Annotated in this window: 19 protein-coding genes; 14 read left to right on the forward strand and 5 right to left on the reverse strand. The window is 62.7% G+C overall.

What is annotated here, in order from left to right; translation table 11 throughout:
• Positions 1–110: 110 nt before the first annotated feature.
• The 7 genes from H0241_RS03915 (at position 111) to H0241_RS03945 (ending at position 6,778) form a co-directional block, all read left to right on the forward strand.
• Positions 111–332, forward strand: a complete 222-nt coding sequence (locus H0241_RS03915) for a twin-arginine translocase TatA/TatE family subunit (RefSeq protein WP_181056079.1) — start codon at positions 111–113, stop codon at positions 330–332.
• Positions 333–418: 86 nt separating this feature from the next.
• Positions 419–1,165, forward strand: coding sequence for a Sec-independent protein translocase protein TatB (gene tatB, locus H0241_RS03920; RefSeq protein WP_181056080.1), 747 nt, complete (start codon positions 419–421; stop codon positions 1,163–1,165).
• Positions 1,162–2,037: a twin-arginine translocase subunit TatC gene (gene tatC, locus H0241_RS03925; RefSeq protein ID WP_181056081.1), complete on the forward strand. Its 876-nt coding sequence runs from the start codon at positions 1,162–1,164 to the stop codon at positions 2,035–2,037. Before tatB ends, tatC begins: the two co-directional genes overlap by 4 nt.
• Before the next feature lie 109 nt (positions 2,038–2,146).
• Positions 2,147–3,451, forward strand: a complete 1,305-nt coding sequence (gene serS, locus H0241_RS03930; RefSeq protein WP_181056082.1) for a serine--tRNA ligase — start codon at positions 2,147–2,149, stop codon at positions 3,449–3,451.
• Entirely contained in the window at positions 3,451–4,212 is a 762-nt protein-coding gene (gene surE / locus H0241_RS03935; protein WP_181056083.1) for a 5'/3'-nucleotidase SurE, read from the forward strand. The genes serS and surE overlap by 1 nt, the downstream gene beginning before the upstream one ends.
• Before the next feature lie 26 nt (positions 4,213–4,238).
• Positions 4,239–4,895: a protein-L-isoaspartate(D-aspartate) O-methyltransferase gene (locus tag H0241_RS03940; protein WP_181056084.1), complete on the forward strand. Its 657-nt coding sequence runs from the start codon at positions 4,239–4,241 to the stop codon at positions 4,893–4,895.
• 380 nt (positions 4,896–5,275) lie between these two features.
• A complete protein-coding gene (locus H0241_RS03945; protein ID WP_181056085.1) occupies positions 5,276–6,778 on the forward strand; it encodes a peptidoglycan DD-metalloendopeptidase family protein in 1,503 nt (500 codons plus the stop codon).
• A 130-nt stretch (positions 6,779–6,908) separates the two neighbouring features.
• Here the strand turns inward: H0241_RS03945 and H0241_RS03950 are convergent, their stop codons facing one another.
• Entirely contained in the window at positions 6,909–7,784 is an 876-nt protein-coding gene (locus H0241_RS03950) for an ATP-binding protein (RefSeq protein WP_181056086.1), read from the reverse strand.
• 272 nt (positions 7,785–8,056) lie between these two features.
• On the opposite strand from H0241_RS03950, the gene yajC reads away from it, so the two are divergent.
• From yajC to H0241_RS03980, 6 genes are all read left to right on the forward strand, one after another.
• The gene (yajC, locus tag H0241_RS03955; RefSeq protein ID WP_023667680.1) at positions 8,057–8,404 is read left to right on the forward strand and encodes a preprotein translocase subunit YajC; all 348 of its coding nucleotides are present in this window, start codon (positions 8,057–8,059) and stop codon (positions 8,402–8,404) included.
• A 287-nt stretch (positions 8,405–8,691) separates the two neighbouring features.
• Positions 8,692–11,241 carry a protein translocase subunit SecDF gene (secDF, locus tag H0241_RS03960; RefSeq protein ID WP_181056087.1) on the forward strand — a complete coding sequence of 850 codons (2,550 nt, stop codon included), beginning with the start codon at positions 8,692–8,694 and terminating at the stop codon, positions 11,239–11,241.
• Positions 11,242–11,252: 11 nt separating this feature from the next.
• Complete coding sequence (locus H0241_RS03965) at positions 11,253–11,642, forward strand: Mth938-like domain-containing protein (RefSeq protein WP_181056088.1); 390 nt, start codon at positions 11,253–11,255, stop codon at positions 11,640–11,642.
• A 25-nt stretch (positions 11,643–11,667) separates the two neighbouring features.
• A complete protein-coding gene (locus H0241_RS03970; RefSeq protein WP_181056170.1) occupies positions 11,668–12,489 on the forward strand; it encodes a phytoene/squalene synthase family protein in 822 nt (273 codons plus the stop codon).
• Between the two features lie 82 nt (positions 12,490–12,571).
• The gene (locus H0241_RS03975; protein ID WP_181056089.1) at positions 12,572–13,006 is read left to right on the forward strand and encodes a hypothetical protein; all 435 of its coding nucleotides are present in this window, start codon (positions 12,572–12,574) and stop codon (positions 13,004–13,006) included.
• A complete protein-coding gene (locus H0241_RS03980; RefSeq protein ID WP_181056090.1) occupies positions 13,006–13,956 on the forward strand; it encodes a sterol desaturase family protein in 951 nt (316 codons plus the stop codon). Before H0241_RS03975 ends, H0241_RS03980 begins: the two co-directional genes overlap by 1 nt.
• 7 nt (positions 13,957–13,963) lie before the next feature.
• On the opposite strand, the gene H0241_RS03985 is transcribed toward H0241_RS03980, so the two are convergent.
• The 3 genes from H0241_RS03985 to trmFO all read right to left on the reverse strand — a co-directional run bounded on the left by H0241_RS03985 (position 13,964) and on the right by trmFO (position 16,043).
• Positions 13,964–14,290 (reverse strand): type II toxin-antitoxin system RelE/ParE family toxin, encoded by a 327-nt coding sequence (locus H0241_RS03985; RefSeq protein ID WP_181056091.1) that lies wholly within the window; start codon positions 14,288–14,290, stop codon positions 13,964–13,966.
• Complete coding sequence (locus tag H0241_RS03990; protein WP_181056092.1) at positions 14,262–14,564, reverse strand: type II toxin-antitoxin system ParD family antitoxin; 303 nt, start codon at positions 14,562–14,564, stop codon at positions 14,262–14,264. Before H0241_RS03990 ends, H0241_RS03985 begins: the two co-directional genes overlap by 29 nt.
• 69 nt (positions 14,565–14,633) lie before the next feature.
• Positions 14,634–16,043, reverse strand: a complete 1,410-nt coding sequence (trmFO, locus tag H0241_RS03995) for a methylenetetrahydrofolate--tRNA-(uracil(54)-C(5))-methyltransferase (FADH(2)-oxidizing) TrmFO (RefSeq protein WP_181056093.1) — start codon at positions 16,041–16,043, stop codon at positions 14,634–14,636.
• Positions 16,044–16,210: 167 nt separating this feature from the next.
• Here trmFO and H0241_RS04000 point away from each other — a divergent pair, with 167 nt between their 5' ends.
• Positions 16,211–16,699: an RrF2 family transcriptional regulator gene (locus H0241_RS04000; RefSeq protein ID WP_181056094.1), complete on the forward strand. Its 489-nt coding sequence runs from the start codon at positions 16,211–16,213 to the stop codon at positions 16,697–16,699.
• Here H0241_RS04000 and H0241_RS04005 read toward each other — a convergent pair.
• The gene (locus tag H0241_RS04005) at positions 16,682–17,719 is read right to left on the reverse strand and encodes a mechanosensitive ion channel family protein (RefSeq protein ID WP_181056095.1); all 1,038 of its coding nucleotides are present in this window, start codon (positions 17,717–17,719) and stop codon (positions 16,682–16,684) included. The genes H0241_RS04000 and H0241_RS04005 overlap by 18 nt on opposite strands.
• Between the last annotated feature and the right edge of the window lie 60 nt (positions 17,720–17,779).

The raw sequence follows: 17,779 nt of genomic DNA on the forward strand, positions 1-17,779 counted from the left end.
AAATGCGTGACATAAGCCGCGCCTTCATAAACTTTGTCGCTGTTGTGTTTGAATCCCAACGCGAAAACGCATAGATCATCGCCAGGGAAAACATTCGAGAGAGAGTTACAATGGGTTCATTTTCGATTTGGCACTGGATGATCGTGCTGGTGATCGTGTTGCTGGTGTTCGGCCGCGGCAAGATTCCCGAGCTGATGGGCGACATGGCCAAGGGCATCAAGAGCTTCAAGAAGGGCATGGCCGACGACGAGACCGCCGATGACAAGCGCACCGTCGAGCACCGCCCGGACGAGACCGTTTCGGCAGTGAAGGAAAAGGCCAGCAAGAGCTGAGCCCAAGGTTGTTGCTTTTGTGCAAGTCGTTGTCCCAAAACCGCTTCGCACTTTTGGGCGACAAGCACTAGTCGGAACAGATTGCCATGTTTGAAGTCGGCTGGACCGAAATGCTGGTGATCGCGATCGTCATGATCGTGGTCGTCGGGCCTAAGGATTTGCCAAATATGCTGCGCACCTTCGGCCGCACGACGGCGAAGCTGCGCGCCATGGCCTCCGACTTCCAGAAGCAGTTCAACGAGGCGCTGAAGGAAGCCGAACTCGACGATGTCAAGAAGTCGGTCGATTCACTGCGAAGCCTCAATCCAGCAGCCGAGATCCGCAAGCAGCTCAATCCGTTCGAACAGGCAGCTGCCGATGTGCGCTCCGGCGTCGATGCGGTGATGAAGCCCAAGCCCGCGGTCGATCCCTCAACGCCGCCTGCAGAGACGCCGCAGGCAGCCGAGCCGCTCAAGAACGGCGCGACGGTGATGCCCGGCGTAAACGGACCGGAAGCAGCGCCGGCAGCGCCGATCTTTCCGGCCATGACCGACGAGTCCATGGTGATGCCGGCTGCTGCAACGGAAACGCCACAGAAAGCGCCTGCAAAGAAGGCCGCGACAGCCAAGCGAGCTAACGCGCCGGCAACCACGACGGCGGCAACCAAGACAGCACTGGTAAAAGCTACACCTGGGGCGAAAGCTTCGGCCAAGCCGTCAGCAGCCGCCGCCAAGGTGGCGCCGGCAAAAGCCGCAAAGCCTGCGGCTGCACCAAAGACCGCCGCAAAGGCTGAGCCGAAATCCGCGCCGGCCAAAAAGACGGCAGCCAAGAAGACGGCGGGGGCCGCCAAGTGAGCGTTTCGGACAGCGAAAAGGACGAGATCGAGAAGTCGTCGGCTCCGCTCATGGAGCATCTGATCGAACTGCGGCGGCGGCTGATCTGGTCGATCGGCGGCTTCTTCGTGGCCTTCCTCGTCTGCTTCTTCTTCGCCAAGAAGCTGTTCAACCTTTTGGTCGTCCCGTTCAAATGGGCGACGCAATGGGCAGGCCTCGATCCGCACAAGGTCGAGCTGATCTATACGGCGCCGCAGGAGTTCTTCTTCACGCAGGTCAAGCTCGCAATGTTCGGCGGCATGGTCATCGCCTTTCCGCTGATCGCCACGCAGATCTACAAATTCATCGCGCCAGGCCTCTACAAGAACGAACGCAACGCCTTCCTGCCGTTCCTGATCGCATCGCCGATCCTGTTCCTGATGGGCGCGTCGCTGGTCTATTTCTTCTTCACGCCGATGGTGATGTGGTTCTTCCTCGCCATGCAGCAGGCCGGCACCGATGACCAGGTGCAGATTTCTCTGCTGCCGAAAGTGTCGGAATACCTTAGCCTGATCATGACGCTGATCTTCTCCTTCGGCCTTGTGTTCCAGCTGCCTGTGGTGACCAGCCTGATGACGCGCGTCGGCATGCTGTCGTCGAAGGCGCTGGCCGAGAAGCGCAAATGGGCGATCGTCATTGCCTTCGTCGTCGCGGCGGTGCTGACGCCACCCGATCCGATGAGCCAGATCGGTTTGGCCATCCCGACCATCCTGCTCTACGAGGTCTCGATCTGGGCGGCCCGGTTTATCGAGCGCGACCAGGTCAAGCAAAAGCTGGCGCGCGAGAAGCAGGAGGCTGCCGAAGCGGTGGCCGAAAAGGCTGCGAAGGCGTCCTCAACGCAGGCTCCTTCATAGACGACAGCGTTCCCGCCAGCGGAAAAACGCGACAGCCGCCGAACGCTCGTCTTGCATCGATCAAGGATGCGGTTTACCCCCTCAGACCTTACCTGAGGACGGACCAACCATGCTTGATATCAAATGGATTCGCGACAACCCGAAGGCCCTTGTCGAGGCGCTGGCAAAGCGCTCGTGGTCGGCTGACGAGGCGCAGTCCACGGTCGATGAGCTGATCAAGCGGGACGAGGCGCGTCGCGAGCATGTCACCGAATTGCAGACCAAGCAGGAACGCCGCAATGCTGCCTCGAAGGAGATCGGCAACGCCATGCGTTCGGGCGATACGGCTTTGGCCGAGAAGCTCAAGGCCGAAGTCGGCGACATCAAGACCTTCATCCAGAATGGCGAGGCGCGCGAGCGTGAGCTGGACAAGGCGCTGAACGACGCGCTGGCGGTGCTGCCCAATGTGCCGCTCGACGACGTTCCGGTCGGCAAGGATGAGCACGACAATGTCGTCAGGCACATCGTCGGCAAGATACCGACCCGCCCGAACTGGGTGAAAGAGCATTTCGAGATCGGCGAAGCGCTCGGCATGATGGATTTCGAGCGGGCGGCAAAACTGTCGGGTTCGCGCTTCACCGTGCTGAAGAGCGGACTGGCGCGCATGGAACGCGCCATCGGCCAGTTCATGCTCGATTTGCACACGACCGAGCACGGCTATGAGGAAATCATCCCGCCGCTCATGGTGCGCGACGAAGTTTTGTTCGGTACCAATCAGTTGCCGAAATTCGAGGACGATCTGTTTTTCGTCCAGCATGGCGAGGGTCGGCTCGGGCTGATCCCCACCGCCGAAGTGCCGCTCACCAATCTGGTGCGCGAGGAGATCACCGCGCATGAGAAACTGCCGCTGCGCTATACCGCGCTGACGCCGTGCTTCCGCTCGGAAGCGGGCTCGGCCGGGCGCGACACGCGCGGCATGCTGCGCCAGCACCAGTTCTACAAGGTCGAGCTGGTGTCGATCACCGACCAGGAGTCCTCGCTCGCCGAACATGAGCGGATGACGCAATGCGCCGAAGAAGTGCTGAAGCGGCTGGAGCTGCCGTTCCGCACCATGGTGTTGTGCACCGGCGACATGGGGTTTGGTGCGCGCAAGACCTACGATATCGAGGTCTGGCTGCCCGGCCAGAACGCCTATCGCGAGATCTCGTCCTGCTCGGTCTGCGGCGATTTCCAGGCTCGGCGCATGGATGCCCGCTACAAGGACAAGGATGGCAAGGGCAACCGCTTCGTCCACACGCTGAACGGCTCGGGCACCGCCGTCGGCCGCGCCCTCATAGCTGTCATCGAAAACTACCAGAATGAGGATGGCAGCGTAACCATTCCTGAAGTGCTGCGGCCTTATATGGGCGGTCTGGCGAAGATCGAATCGAAATAATGCGCATTCTTCTGACCAATGATGACGGCATCCATGCCGAGGGCCTGGCGTCGCTCGAGCGCATCGCGCGCACCCTGTCGGACGATGTCTGGGTGGTGGCGCCGGAGCAGGACCAGTCCGGCTATGCGCATTCGCTGTCGATCTCGGAGCCGCTCCGGCTGCGCAAGATCGGCGAGAAGCATTATGCCGTGCGCGGCACGCCGACCGACTGCGTCATCATGGGCGTCAAGAAGATCCTGCCTGAGCCGCCCGACCTGATCCTGTCGGGCGTCAATTCGGGCGCCAACATCGCCGACGACGTCACCTATTCCGGCACAGTTGCCGGCGCCATGGAAGGCGCGTTGCTCGGCATCCGCTCGATCGCGCTCAGCCAGGGCTATTCGTATGTCGGCGAGGATCGTGTGGTGCCTTATGAGACCACCGAGACGCTGGCGCCGGCGCTGCTGAAAAAGCTCGTCGCCATGCCGCTGCCGGACGGCGTGCTGCTCAACGTCAATTTTCCGAACTGCCTGCCTGACGAGGTTGCCGGCACCGTCGTCACCTCGCAAGGCAAGCTGGTGCACAGCCTGTGGGTCGACGAGCGCCGCGACGGGCGCGGCCTGCCTTACTACTGGCTGCGCTTCGGTCGCGAACCGGTCGAGGGCAAGCAAGGCACTGACCTCCACGCTCTGCGCAACCGGCTGGTGTCGGTGACGCCGCTGCAGCTCGATCTCACCGCGCATGAAATCCGTGACCAACTGACCAAGGCTCTGTCTGATTAAGGTTTTGGCATGAACAGGGTTTTTGCATGAACATGCCGCTAGACGACCGCGAGGGTTTTGCCGCTTTCCTGCTGCGCTTGCGTGGCCGCGGCGGCGCGGTGCCCAAGGCGCTGATCGCGGCCTTTGAGGCGACGCCGCGGCGCGGCTTCCTCAACGGCCAGTACCATTCCATCGCCTGGTCGGACGGCATGCTGCCGATCGAATGCGGCGAGGCGATCGAGGGCGCCGACCTGCAGGCGGCGGTGATCGCGTCGTTGGCAATAGAGCCCGGCAACCGGGTGCTCGAGATCGGCACGGGCTCCGGCTATACGGCAGCGGTGATGTCGCGACTGGCGGCGCGCATCGTCAGCGTCGACCGCTACAAGACGCTGGCCGAACAGGCGAGGCAACGCTTCGAGGCGCTGGGCATAGGCAATGTCATCGTGCGCCAGGCCGACGGCTCCAACGGGCTCGCCAATGAAGGGCCATTCGACCGTATCGTCGCCTGGGCGGCCTTCGACAACCTGCCGCGCTTCCTGCTCGACCAGCTGTCGAGCGGCGGCATCGTCATTGCACCGATCGGGCCGGAGGAGGGCGAGCAGGTGCTGGCCAAGCTGACCAAGGTAGGCAGCCGTTTCGAGCGCGAGGATATCGGAACCGTGCGCCTGCAGCCGATCCTGCGCAGCGTCGCAGCGGTGATTTGATCTCTGTGCATCGCTTGCTTCGAAGGTAGGCCGACGCCTCTCCCTTCGTCATCCTCGGGCGGAGCAAGGAGCGTAGCGACGCAGCGCAGACCCGAGGATCCATGCCGCGCCATCAAGGCGTTGCTACGGCGCAGAATTCTGCTCTGCTGCATTCTTCGGCCAACGTCACGGAATGAATCCCAGGGTCTCCGCGACGCCGCTTCGCGGCTGCTTCGCCCAGGGACGACGAAGCTGGCGCTGACCTGAATCTCAACGCACCCTCGACGCCTTCCAAAATGTTTTAAGAAAATTTGCGTCTGATTCTATGGGGTTAACCCGCCAGTAACATTAACGCGCTTTAATCATGACCAGTGTGTACCGGGTCTGTGCGGGTTAGTGCGATGCAATTCAGTGTTTTGAAGGCAAACGGGCGTACTCTGTCGCGGGGGTGCGCTGTTCTCATGCTAGCCGGAGTGGCGGCGGGGTGTAGCTCCCAGGCCTCACGGTTCAACGGTGTCGACGACGTCTTCACCTCCTCGACCAACAATCAGCGCGCCATTATCGACAAGCAGAGCAACGCGCAGCCCTATCCGGGCGACGTGGCGGCCGAGCCGGTCGCTGCTGCACCTGTCGATGGCAGCCATAGCCAATCGGTCAGCCGCTCCAGCCTGGAGCCGGTCACCGTCCAGCAGCTGCCGCCGCCAAGCCAGGCCAAGGCTGCTCCAATGCGCACCGCCTCGGCGCCCGCGCTTGCGCCTGCACCGCATGTCGACAGGACGACCACTGGCACTGTGCAACCGGCGAGGCCGTTCAAGAATGCTGGTGACTCCGATCCGAAACCAGCTGCTGCTGGTACGCCGCATGCCACGGAGATCGTGGTCAGGGACGGTGAGACCATTTCCGGCATTGCTCAGCACTATCACGTGCCGGCCGACGTGATCATGAAGGTCAACGGCCTGAGCGCCACCAAGGGGCTCAAGACCGGCCAGAAGCTGGTTATTCCGGCCTATGCCTATTCGAGCAAGGGGACCGAGCCGAAGCTTGCCGACGGCAAGCCGGCGAACAGCCCCAAGGCGCCGGCGCCGGAGAAGGTCGCCGTGCTGCCGCAGCAGCCGAAACTCAAGGACGGCAAATCCGCTGCGCAGGTCGATGCCTCCGCCGCGAACAAGCCGAAGACCGACAAGCCGGCGCAGCAGACCGCTGCGGCCGCGCCCAAGGCCGGCGCGGGCACCTATACGGTCCAGCAGGGCGACTCGCTGTCCTCCATCGCCAGGAAGACCGGCGTCGGCGTCGTCGCGCTGAAGCAGGCAAACGGCATGCAGGACGGTCTGCTCAAGATCGGCCAGACGCTGAAGGTTCCGGCCGGCGGCACCGCGACAGTCGCCAGCGCCAAGGCGGCAAAGGTCGATCCGGTGACGACGGCGGCCACCCAGCCGGCGGCAAAGCCGACGGAGACACTCGCCACCTACACGCCGCCGAAGAAGGACACCAAGGTTATCCAGCAGGCCGAGGACGACGACGCTGTGGCGCCGGACGCCACCGGCATCGGCAAGATGCGCTGGCCGGTGCGTGGCCGCGTGATCTCCAGCTTTGGTGGCGGCAAGGATGGTGTCGACATCGCCGTGCCGGAAGGGACGCCGGTCAAGGCGGCCGAGAACGGCGTCGTCATCTATGCCGGCGACGGCCTCAAGGAATTCGGCAACACGGTGCTGGTGCGCCACGAAAACGGTCTGGTCACCGTCTATGGCCACGCCAGTTCGATCGAGGTGCAGCGCGGCCAGAAGGTCAAGCGCGGCCAGGAAATCGCGCTGTCGGGCATGAGCGGCACCACGGACTCGCCGAAACTGCACTTCGAAGTGCGCAAGAACTCGGCCCCGGTCGATCCCTCGGGCTATCTCGAATAGGCGGCTATCTCGAATAGAACAATAAACGATTGCAGGCCGTCTGACCTCCAGTCCGGCCCGCCGGCTCGGCCCGCTCCGCAAGGGGCGGGCTTTTTCAGTGACCGAAAAGATATTGGGCGCCTGACGGCCATCAGTCGTTGAGCGGCTTGCCGAGGCGGCCGGCCAGATCCTGGGTGAACTGCCAGGCGACACGGCCTGAGCGGCTGCCGCGCGTCGTTGCCCATTCCAGCGCTTCGGCGCGCAGCTGTTCCGGATCGATGGTGAGCCCGTGGTGGCCGGCATAGCCGTTGACCATGTCGAGATATTCGTCCTGCGAACATTTGTGGAAACCAAGCCACAGGCCGAAACGGTCGGACAGCGAAACCTTTTCCTCGACTGCTTCCGACGGATTGATGGCGGTCGAGCGCTCATTGTCGATCATGTCGCGCGGCAACAGGTGCCGGCGGTTCGAGGTGGCGTAGAAGATGACATTGGCCGGGCGACCCTCGACGCCGCCTTCAAGGGCCGCCTTCAGCGACTTGTAGGAGGTGTCGTCATGGTCGAACGACAGATCGTCGCAAAACAGGATGAAGCGGAAGGGCGCTGCCTTCACCTGGCCCATCAGCCTGGGCAGCGTGTCGATGTCCTCGCGATGGATTTCGATCAGCTTGAGCGGCAGGTCGGATTTGGCCTTGGCGTTGATCTCGGCATGCACGGCTTTGACCAGCGAGGATTTGCCCATGCCGCGCGCCCCCCACAACAACACATTGTTGGCGGCGTGGCCGGCGGCGAAGCGCTCGGTGTTTTCGACAAGAATGTCGCGCACCCGGTCGACGCCGCGGATCAGGCCGATGTCGACGCGATTGACCTTGCGCACCGGCTCGAGATAGCCGGGATCGGCCTGCCAGACGAAGCAATCGGCCACGGCAAGATCGGTCTGCGGCACCGGCGGCGGGGCGAGGCGGGTGACCGCCTCGATCAGGCGGTCGAGCTTTTGGTTCAGGGCCTCGATGGTGCTGTCGGTCATGTCTCGGTCTTTTGTTGTTCTGCACGAACGTGGGTAGGGGCGGAAATCGTCCTGGTTCGGGCGAGATAGAAACGGGTTCCAAGCTTTTGTTTGAGCATGATCTTTTGCGAAAACCACGCCCGCTATCCGGGAGCATGCTCTAACACGGGTCAACCGGCCGGAAAAGCAGCCGAAAGCCGGGCCGCGCAGTTGCATTGGCAACTTTACCCACTATATTCCGGCCAAATTTGGCGAGGCCGCCTTATGGCCTTCTTCGTAACCAGGAGTTCTTGATGTTCGTCACACCGGCATACGCCCAAGCCACGGGAACTCCGCTTGGTCCGTTCGGGGATATCGGCATGATACTCCCGTTCGTCCTAATCTTCGTGATCATGTATTTTCTCATCATCCGGCCGCAGCGCGCGCAACTGAAGAAGCGCCAGGAGATGATCTCGGCGGTGCGCCGGGGCGATACGGTCATCACCGGTGGCGGCTTCGTCGGCAAGGTGACCAAGGTGATCGACGACAATGAGCTCGAGATCGACCTCGGCGGCGGTACCAAGGTGACGGCGCTGCGCTCGACGATCGCCGATGTGCGGGTCAAGGGCGAGCCGGTGGCCAACCAGAACGCCAAGAAGTAAGCATCCGGAGATACGGGCCCTTCGGGCGGTGTCATCCGCCGATACGACGGGTAAAAGCCGGATGTTGATTTCGCATCACGCCTGGCGGTGTTCCGCGTTATAATAAGGCCGAAAATCAACCGATTGACGCCGGAACCCACCCCGGCGGCAGAGGCAATTTGGCGTTGGCGCGCTCGACAATCGACGGTGTGCGGGGTAAGGGCGAGCCGGTGGCAAATAACAACGCCAAGAAATAACCGAATTGTCGGCGGAACGATCCGCCAGCACGCCCTGACGGACAACGCCATATGCTGTATTTTTCGCGCCTGAAGATGATCCTGATCTGGCTGGCTGTCGCCGCCACGTTCATCCTTGCCGCGCCCAATCTCTTCCCGGCCAGCACATTGGCGCAGTTGCCCAGTTGGGTGCCGAAGCGGCAGATGACGCTCGGTCTCGATCTGCAGGGCGGCTCGCACATCCTCTTGCAGATGGATCAGAACGATCTGGTCAAGGCGCAGCTGGAGACGACGCGCGATGAGATCCGCACGCTGCTGCGTGATGCGAAGATAGCCTATACCGGCCTTGGTGGCACCGGCAGGACCGTGCAGGTGCGCATCACCGACCCAGCCCAGATCGATGCCGCCAAGACGGCGCTGAAGCCGCTGACCGATCCGGTCGCCGCCGGCCTGTTCACCGGCGGCTCCATCCAGGAAATGTCACTGGACGATTCCGAAGCCGGCCTGCTCAAATTCACCGTCACCGACGCCGGCATCAAATACCGCACCTCGGCCGCTTTAGCGCAGTCGATCGAAGTCGTCGAACGTCGCGTCAACGAACTGGGCACCACCGAGCCGATCGTGCAGCGGCAGGGCGACGACCGTGTGCTGGTCCAGGTGCCGGGCCTGCAGGATCCGCAAAGGCTGAAGGAGATCATCGGCCAGACGGCCAAGATGACCTTCCAGATGGTCGACACCTCGATGTCGGTGCAGGACGCCCTCAATGGCCGCCCGCCGGCCGGCTCCTCGGTCCTCTACTCGCAGGACGATCCGCCGGTTCCGTATCTGGTCGAGAATCGCGTCATCGTTTCGGGCGAGGATCTCGCCAAGGCGACGGCAACCTACAACTCGCAGAACAACGAGCCGGTGGTTTCGTTCACCTTCAACTCGCGCGGCGCGACCCGGTTCGGCCAGGCGACACAGCAGAATGTCGGCAAGCCATTCGCCATCATTCTCGATAATCAGGTGATTTCGGCGCCGGTCATTCGCGAACCGATCCTCGGCGGCAGCGGCCAGATTTCGGGCAATTTCACCGCTGAAAGCGCCAATGATCTTGCCGTGCTGCTACGCGCCGGCGCGCTGCCGGCAAAGCTGACCGTGATCGAAGAGCGCACCGTCGGCCCAGGCCTCGGCCAGGATTCGATCCATGCCGGCAAGGTCGCCGGCATCATCGGCTCTATTCTCGTCGTCGCCTTCATGTTCGTCGCTTACGGTTTCCTTGGTTTCCTCGCCAACATTGCGCTGGCCGTCCACGTGGCGATGATCGTCGGGCTTTTGTCGCTGCTTGGCGCAACGCTGACCTTGCCCGGCATTGCCGGTATCGTGCTGACCATCGGCATGGCGGTCGATTCCAACGTGCTGATCTATGAGCGCATCCGTGAGGAGCGACGCGCCGGCCGCTCGGTGATCCAGGCGATCGATACCGGTTTCACCAAGGCCTTGGCGACGATCGTCGATTCCAACGTGACGTCGCTGATTGCCACGGTGGTGCTGTTCTATCTCGGTACCGGTCCGGTCAAGGGCTTTGCCATCACCTATGCCATCGGCATCCTGACCACGGTGTTCACCGCCTTCACCTTCACCCGCTTGCTGGTGTCGATCTGGCTGCGCCGCGCGCGTCCGAAGGAATTGCCCCGCGCGCCGGTGACCTTCGTTCCACCGGGGACAAAAATTCCGTTCATGGGCATCCGCCGCTGGACTTTCACACTGTCGAGCGCTCTGTCGATCCTGTCGGTGGTGACGTTCATGACCGTCGGCATCAATTACGGCATCGATTTCAAGGGCGGCTCGATTATCGAGGTGCAGTCCAAGCAAGGCAATGCCGATCTGGCCGATATCCGCAGCAGGCTATCGGAGCTCAACATCGGTGACGTGCAGGTTCAGCAGTTCGGCGCCCCCAATGACGTCCTGATCCGCGTCGGCACCCAGGATGGCGGCGAGAATGCCGAGCAGACCGTCATCGACAAGGTGCGCGGCGAGCTGCAGGACACCTATGATTTCCGCCGCGTCGAAGTGGTGGGACCGACGGTTTCGGGGGAACTTGCCAAGCAAGGCACGATTGCGATGATCATCGCGCTGATCGGCATCCTGGTCTATGTCTGGTTCCGCTTCGAATGGCAGTTCGCGGTCGGCGCCATCGTGGCGACGGTGCACGATGTGGTGATGACGCTGGGCTTCTTCGTCATCACCGGGCTCGAGTTCAACCAATCGTCGCTGGCGGCGATCCTGACCATCATCGGCTACTCGCTCAACGACACGATCGTCGTCTATGACCGCGTTCGAGAAGATCTACGAAAATACAAAAAGATGCCGCTGCCGCAATTGCTGAACAACGCCATCAACGAGACGCTGTCGAGAACGACGCTGACCTCGGTGACGACCATCCTGGCGCTGCTGGCGCTGGTGCTGTTCGGCGGCGAAGTGATCCGCTCGTTCACCATGGCGATGCTGTTCGGCGTCGTCTTCGGCACCTATTCGTCGATCTTTATCGCCGCACCCTTGCTGATCCTGTTCAGGCTGCGGCCACAGGCGACGGCCGACGAGGAGAAGCCGGTTGGTGGCGGCAAGGCCGTGGCGACCTGACGGCCGCTCACGTGGCAACAGGTATCGTCATTCGCGAGGCGCATTTCCCCGGCCGGGCGCCGATCGAGGCCTACGGCAATGGCGGCTTTCGCTTCGCCGACATGTCGCATCGCGGCTCGCTGCTGTGCCTGCCCTCCGGCATCCATGGCTGGGAACCGGCCGATCCTCTGGCGCTGACGGCCGCCGATTTCGGCTTGCTGCTGGCCGAGGCCGGCAAGGTCGAGATCCTGCTGGTCGGTACCGGCAAGGATTTGCGGCCTTTGCCCGCGGCACTGCGCGCGGCGCTGAAAGCGGCTGGCATTGCCTCCAACCCGATGTCGACCGGCGCGGCGGTGCGGACATACAATGTGCTGCTTGCCGAAGACCGCGCCGTGGCTGCGGCGCTGATCGCCGTCGACTGACGTGACCGACACCGCCAACATCGTCATGGAGGCGGTGCGCGCCGGCGACCATGACCGCTATGTCAGCGCACTCTACGCACCAGTCGACAAGCGCGAGGCGCTGTTTTCGCTTTACGCCTTCAATGCCGAGATCGCCTCTGTTCGCGACCGCATCCATGAGGCATTGCCGGGTGAGGTGAGGCTGCAATGGTGGCGCGATGTCATCGCCGCTGAAGCCGCAGCCACCGGCAACCCGCTCGCCGACGCGCTGAAGGCGACGATTGCCGCCCACGGCCTGCCGAAAGCTGCCTTCGACAACATGCTCGAGGCGCGCATCTTCGACCTCTATGACGACCCGATGCCGTCGCGCACCGATCTCGAAGGCTATTGCGGCGAGACGGCGGCGGCGCTGATCCAGCTGGCGGCGATGGTGCTCGATCCCGTTGAGGCGCCGCGCTTTGCTGAACTTGCGGGCAGGGCGGGCTGTGCCCAGGCGATGACCGGCCTTCTGCTGCTGTTGCCGCTGCATCTCCGGCGCGGGCAGTGTTTTATCCCAGTCGATATTCTCGCAGCGGCCGGCTCGTCGCCGGAAGAATTCGTCAGCGGCGATGGCGGCCCCGGCGCCGAGCGTGCGGTGGCCGCGATGATCGCGCTGGCGCAGGAGCATCTCAGCGCTTTTGAGCAAGCGGCATCAGCGCTTCCGGACACACTGCGTCCGGCATTCCTGCCGCTGGCGCTGACCAGCGCCTATTTCGGCAAAATGGCGAATGGTCGTCGGTCACCGCTGGCCGGCGTAGCGCGGCTTTCGGCCTTGCGCCGGCATTGGCTGCTGCTCAGACGCGCGACGCGGGGCTGGCCGCCCATTTGACGTAAACGTCAATCGTGCTAGGACTCCGTCGGCCCGAAATCGTCGCCAAAAGACGCGACCGGTCCGGAGGAGATTTCTGCCAATGAGCCTGCCCGTTCTGGTGGCCCTCGTCACTGTCGGCATTGCGCTGTCGGTCCTGGCCGTGCACTTCACCGGTGGCAGCAAAATCGCCACACTGGCCGGTGCCGATCAAGCGCTCAGCCGGTTTGCCGACGATTTTCCCGACGAGAAGGCTTCTGCCGTGCGCCTGACGGCTGATGGCCGGACGGCGTTCCTCGATCTCGGTCCAGCCCGCAGCGGCATCGTCCACAGTGTCGGCGACTGCTTTTTGACCCGCATCGTCACGCCGCACGACATCAAGGCCATTGACCTCGATGAAGACGGCGCGTTTTCGCTGAAGTTGGCAGACTTGACCTGGAAAGGCGGACGCTTCGCCTTCGCCGACAAGGCTGACGCCAAGGCCGTCGCGGCGGCATTTGGGCCGCATAATCCGAGCCAGGCGAAGGAAGCCGCGTGATGGACGACTATAATTTCCCTGAGGTGACCCAGCTTGCCATCCCGTTCTTCGTCGCCGCGATCCTGATCGAGCTGTGGCTGGTGCGGACGGGCCGCGCCAAGGGCTCGTTCGAGACGCGCGACACACTGACCAGCCTGATGATGGGCACCGGCAATGTCGTTGCCGGCCTGCTGCTCGGCGTCGTCTCCTATTGGGCACTGCTGTGGCTGTGGCAGTTTCGTTTCTTCAATCTCGGCCTGTCGGTGTGGGTGTTCCTGGCCGCCTTCCTGCTCGATGATTTGCGCTACTACGTTTATCACCGCATCGCGCATCGGGTGCGCTGGGTGTGGGCTGAGCACGTCAACCATCATTCCAGCCAGCACTACAATCTGTCGACAGCGCTGCGTCAAAGCTGGACCGGGCTTTTCACCTTCATGTTCGTGCTGCAGGCGCCTTTGGTGCTGCTCGGCTTCCATCCGGCGGTCATCGCCTTCACCTTCGGCTTCAACCTGGTCTGGCAGTTCTGGATCCACACCGAGGCGATCGGCAAGATGTGGGGCTGGTTCGAATTCATCTTCAATACGCCTTCGCATCACCGCGTCCATCATGCCACCAATCCGCGCTATCTCGACGCCAACTATGCCGGCACGCTGATCATCTGGGACCGCATGTTCGGCACCTTTGTCGCGGAGCTGGAGGAGGACCGGCCGCGCTACGGCATCGTGAAAAATCTCGGCACGTTCAATCCGCTGAAAGTGGCGTTCCACGAGTGGATCGGCATGTTCAGGGATGCCTTTGCGCCGGGGCTGACGATGCGTGATCGCATCAACTACCTGATCAAGCCGCCCGGCTGGAGCCATGACGGTTCGCGCGAGACTTCGGAGAGTTTGAAGGCTGCCTATGTCAGACGAAATCCCGGCGAGGCCGGCAAGCCGGGGCTGCCGATGACGGGCGTTGAGCCGGCGGAGTAGCTGCGTTTCAGGATGGGTCGCCCGATCCGCCATCCCGCATAAGTGCCTCATAGTCGCGACCGCCGTAGAAGATGTTGAGAACTGCATCGCTCTCGATCACATAGGCGATGACGGCTGAATGCTCGAACGGGACAGTGCGCAGTCCAAGCGAGATATCATCTCTCGATCGGCCGCCGCGAGGCGCGTTGCCGATGCTCTGGCAGCGCTCCCTGATCCGATCCACGAAACCTTTGGCTACGTTTTCGCTGCCGCGTGCCTCAAGGATGTAGCTGGCAATCGCTTCGAGATCGGAGATTGCGTTTTCGCTAAGAACGACGACGAGGCGCTGGATCATCACTGTCTCGCGCGAGTTGCGAAATCCGGCCCTTTACCCTGTCGATTGCCTCATCGAGCGGAACAGCAGGCCTTGTGTCTTCGATCGACGCCTTTACCCGTGCCCTGATTGACGCCATGCGTTCGGCGTGTTCATCTTCCTCGCGCTGGAAGGCGCGCAGCGCTGCGCGAATGACTTCGCTCGCCGACCCGAAAGAGCCGTCCTCGACCTTTTCGCGGATCATACGCGCCATTGCGGGGGTGACGGTGACGGACAGTTTCTCGGCGGATTCCATGATTGGGCTCCATCATGCACGAAGTAGGATACTATCCTACTTTGTGCCGAGCGTCCAACCTGAACGTGCTTACTCCGCCGCCTCGGCCCGCGCCGGCAACCCGAGCCACTCCCGGCAATCAGCCTGCGCACGCGAGGTGATGGCATGGCGCTTGGCAACCGTCTTGTCCTTGCCACGCAGGCGTTTGCCTTCGGTCTTCGGCGCTTCTACCGGCGGGAACAGGCCGAAATTGACGTTCATCGGCTGGAAGGAGCGTTTGCCCGGCTCATCGTCGGAGACGATGTGGCCGCCGGTGATGTGGTTGAGCAGCGCGCCGAAGGCGGTGGTGAGCGGCGGCAGCGACAGCTCATAGCCGAGACGCTCGGCGGCGGCGAAGCGGCCGGCGAGCAGGCCGATGGCGGCGCTCTCGACATAGCCCTCGCAACCGGTGATCTGGCCGGCAAAACGCAGGCCGGGCCGCGACTTCAGCTGCAGCGAGGCGTCGAGCAGCGTCGGCGAGTTGATGTAGGTGTTGCGGTGCAGGCCGCCCAGTCGGGCGAAGTCGGCGTTTTCCAGGCCGGGAATAGTGCGGAAGACGCGCACCTGCTCGGCATGCTTCAGCTTGGTCTGGAAACCGACCATGTTGTAGAGCGTGCCCAGCGCATTGTCCTGGCGCAGCTGCACCACGGCATAGGCTTTGACCGTTGGGTTGTGCGCATTGGTCAATCCCATCGGCTTCATCGGCCCGTAGCGCAGCGTCTCGACGCCACGCTCGGCCATGATCTCGATCGGCAGGCAGCCATCGAAATAGGGCGTGCCTTCCCATTGCTTGAATTCGGTTTTCTGGCCGTCGATCAGCGCCTGCACGAAGGCGAGATACTGCTCCTTGTCCATCGGGCAGTTGATGTAGTCCTTGCCGGTGCCGCCGGGTCCGACCTTGTCGTAGCGCGACTGGAACCAGCAAATGTCCATGTCGATCGTGTCGAAATGGATGATCGGGGCAATGGCGTCGAAGAAGGCCAGTGCATCAGCGCCGGTTGCCTCGGCGATCGATTGGGCGAGCGAAGGGGCAGTCAGCGGCCCGGTGGCGATGATCGCCTGATCCCACTCCGCCGGCGGCAGGCCCGGCACCTCCTCGCGCTCAATAGTGATCAGCGGGTGGCCTTCGAGTTTTTTGGTCACCGCGTCGGAGAAGCCGTCGCGGTCGACAGCCAGCGCGCCGCCGGCCGGCACCTGGTTGGCGTCGCCGGCGCTCATGATCAGCGAACCGGCCAGCCGCATTTCGGCATGCAGCAGGCCGACGGCGTTGTTCTCGGCATCGTCGGAGCGGAAGGAGTTGGAGCAGACGAGCTCGGCCAGACTGTCGGTCTTGTGGGCATCGGTGCCGCGCACCGGGCGCATCTCATGCAGGATTACCGGAACGCCGGCTTGCGCTGCCTGCCATGCGGCTTCGGAGCCGGCGAGGCCGCCGCCGACGATGTGGATTGGATTTTTGCTCATGAGCGCCGGAATAATCGCTTGGCGCGCTGTTTGCAATTGGCCGGCTGCGAGCCTGTGTTGTTACCGTCGCCCTAACCACTCCGCCGGACCGTCTGTTTACACAGCAGGAAAATAGGGATATTTCATATCCTTAATAGTCTCGATCGGTATCGACCCGGAATCCATTGATGATCCTGAAAAGCCAAGTCGAATGGGCGCTGCACTGCTGCGCCATTCTCGCGGGCCTGCCTGCAGGGCGGTATCTCTCCACAAAAGCGCTCGCCGAGTTTCACGGCCTTCCCAAGGAGTATCTCTCCAAGGCGCTGCAAAGCCTGTCGCAGGCGGGCCTGGTCGATACGACGCTCGGTCCGTCAGGCGGGTACCGGCTGGCGCGGCCACCGGCAGAGCTGACCTTCCTCGAAATCGTCGAAGCGGTGGAGGGCAAGGCGCGGACGTTTGTGTGCACCAACATCCGCGAAAACAATCCGTGCCGTCCGCAGGGTTATTGCGAAAGCAGCCCTTGCGCGGTCTCGCGCATCATGTGGGAAGCCGACGAGGCCTGGCGGGCGAAACTGCGCAGCGTCAGGCTTTCCGACCTCACCGAAGCGCTGGCGCAGGAGATTCCGCCGGAGCTTTGGAAGGACAGTTTTGAATGGGTGCTAGAGCGCGCCGGATGAACGTGAACGCATGACCGTCGCAGGCGGCTGGTCAGCCGTCGCCGGCAATACGACGGCATAGCTCTGGGGTGACATCGCAAGGAACAAACCATTCGCCTCGCAATGGCGATGGACAAGGTCGATCACGTCATTCCTGGCGAGCAACCGATCGCCGGGGCCGGCCACGCAAAAGAGCAGGTCGATCCCGATTGCCACCGCGTCGATGTCCTTGAGCGCGACAAGCGGTGCCGGGTCCTTGACGATCCGTTGGCATTTCTGGAGAGCCGCATGCATAGCCTCCTCGATGATGTGCGGCGCGTGCGTCGCCGCAATCCGCACGGTCAGGCTTATCAACTGCCTCTCGTCGGGACGGCTGAGATTGGTCAGGCTGATCTTCGCCAACACGCTGTTGGGCACGACGACGATGTTGTTGGCGCCGGTGAGCAGGTGGGTGGAGCGCCAGGTTGTTTCGACGATGCGTCCTTCCGTACCGTCGCTCAGCATGATCCAGTCACCGAGCGTGTAGGGGCGGCCCAGCGTTAGCGCGATGCCGGAAAAGACGTCACCAAGCGTGTTCTGCAGCGCAAGCCCGACAATGATGGCGACCACGCCCGACGTTGCCGCCAGCGTTGCGACGGGAACTCCGAAGACGAAACCCGTTATCGACAACGCCACGCCGAGATAGATGACTGCGACGACCAGTTCCTGGAGCAGGCGCGCTTCTCGTGGCCGGTGTTCCACGACGACATAGAGGCGCACAAAGCCGACGAGCGTCCAGGCAAGGTGTATCCACCAGAGGATGCGCGCCGACTTCGCCAGATACGCGCCCGCGCCTTGGATATCTGTGAGATCTGTCTCGGCCACCCAATGCGGCAGGATACCGCTGAAGCCGAGCACCGCGGTCATGCCGGCGAAGAACAGGATCTGGGCGATCAGGCGTGCCATCGGACGCCCACGGCCCTGGAAACACCAGACGACAATGCCGGCAAGCCCCAGCAGATTGATCAAGACCAGGGCAAGGAAGTGATGATCGCCGAACATGGGTCCCCGATATGATACAAACTCAAGGCAGTGCCGGACGCCAGCAAGGCGCCCGGCGTT

Origin of the sequence: Mesorhizobium neociceri (assembly GCF_013520985.1) — a bacterium.
GTDB lineage: Bacteria > Pseudomonadota > Alphaproteobacteria > Rhizobiales > Rhizobiaceae > Mesorhizobium > Mesorhizobium neociceri.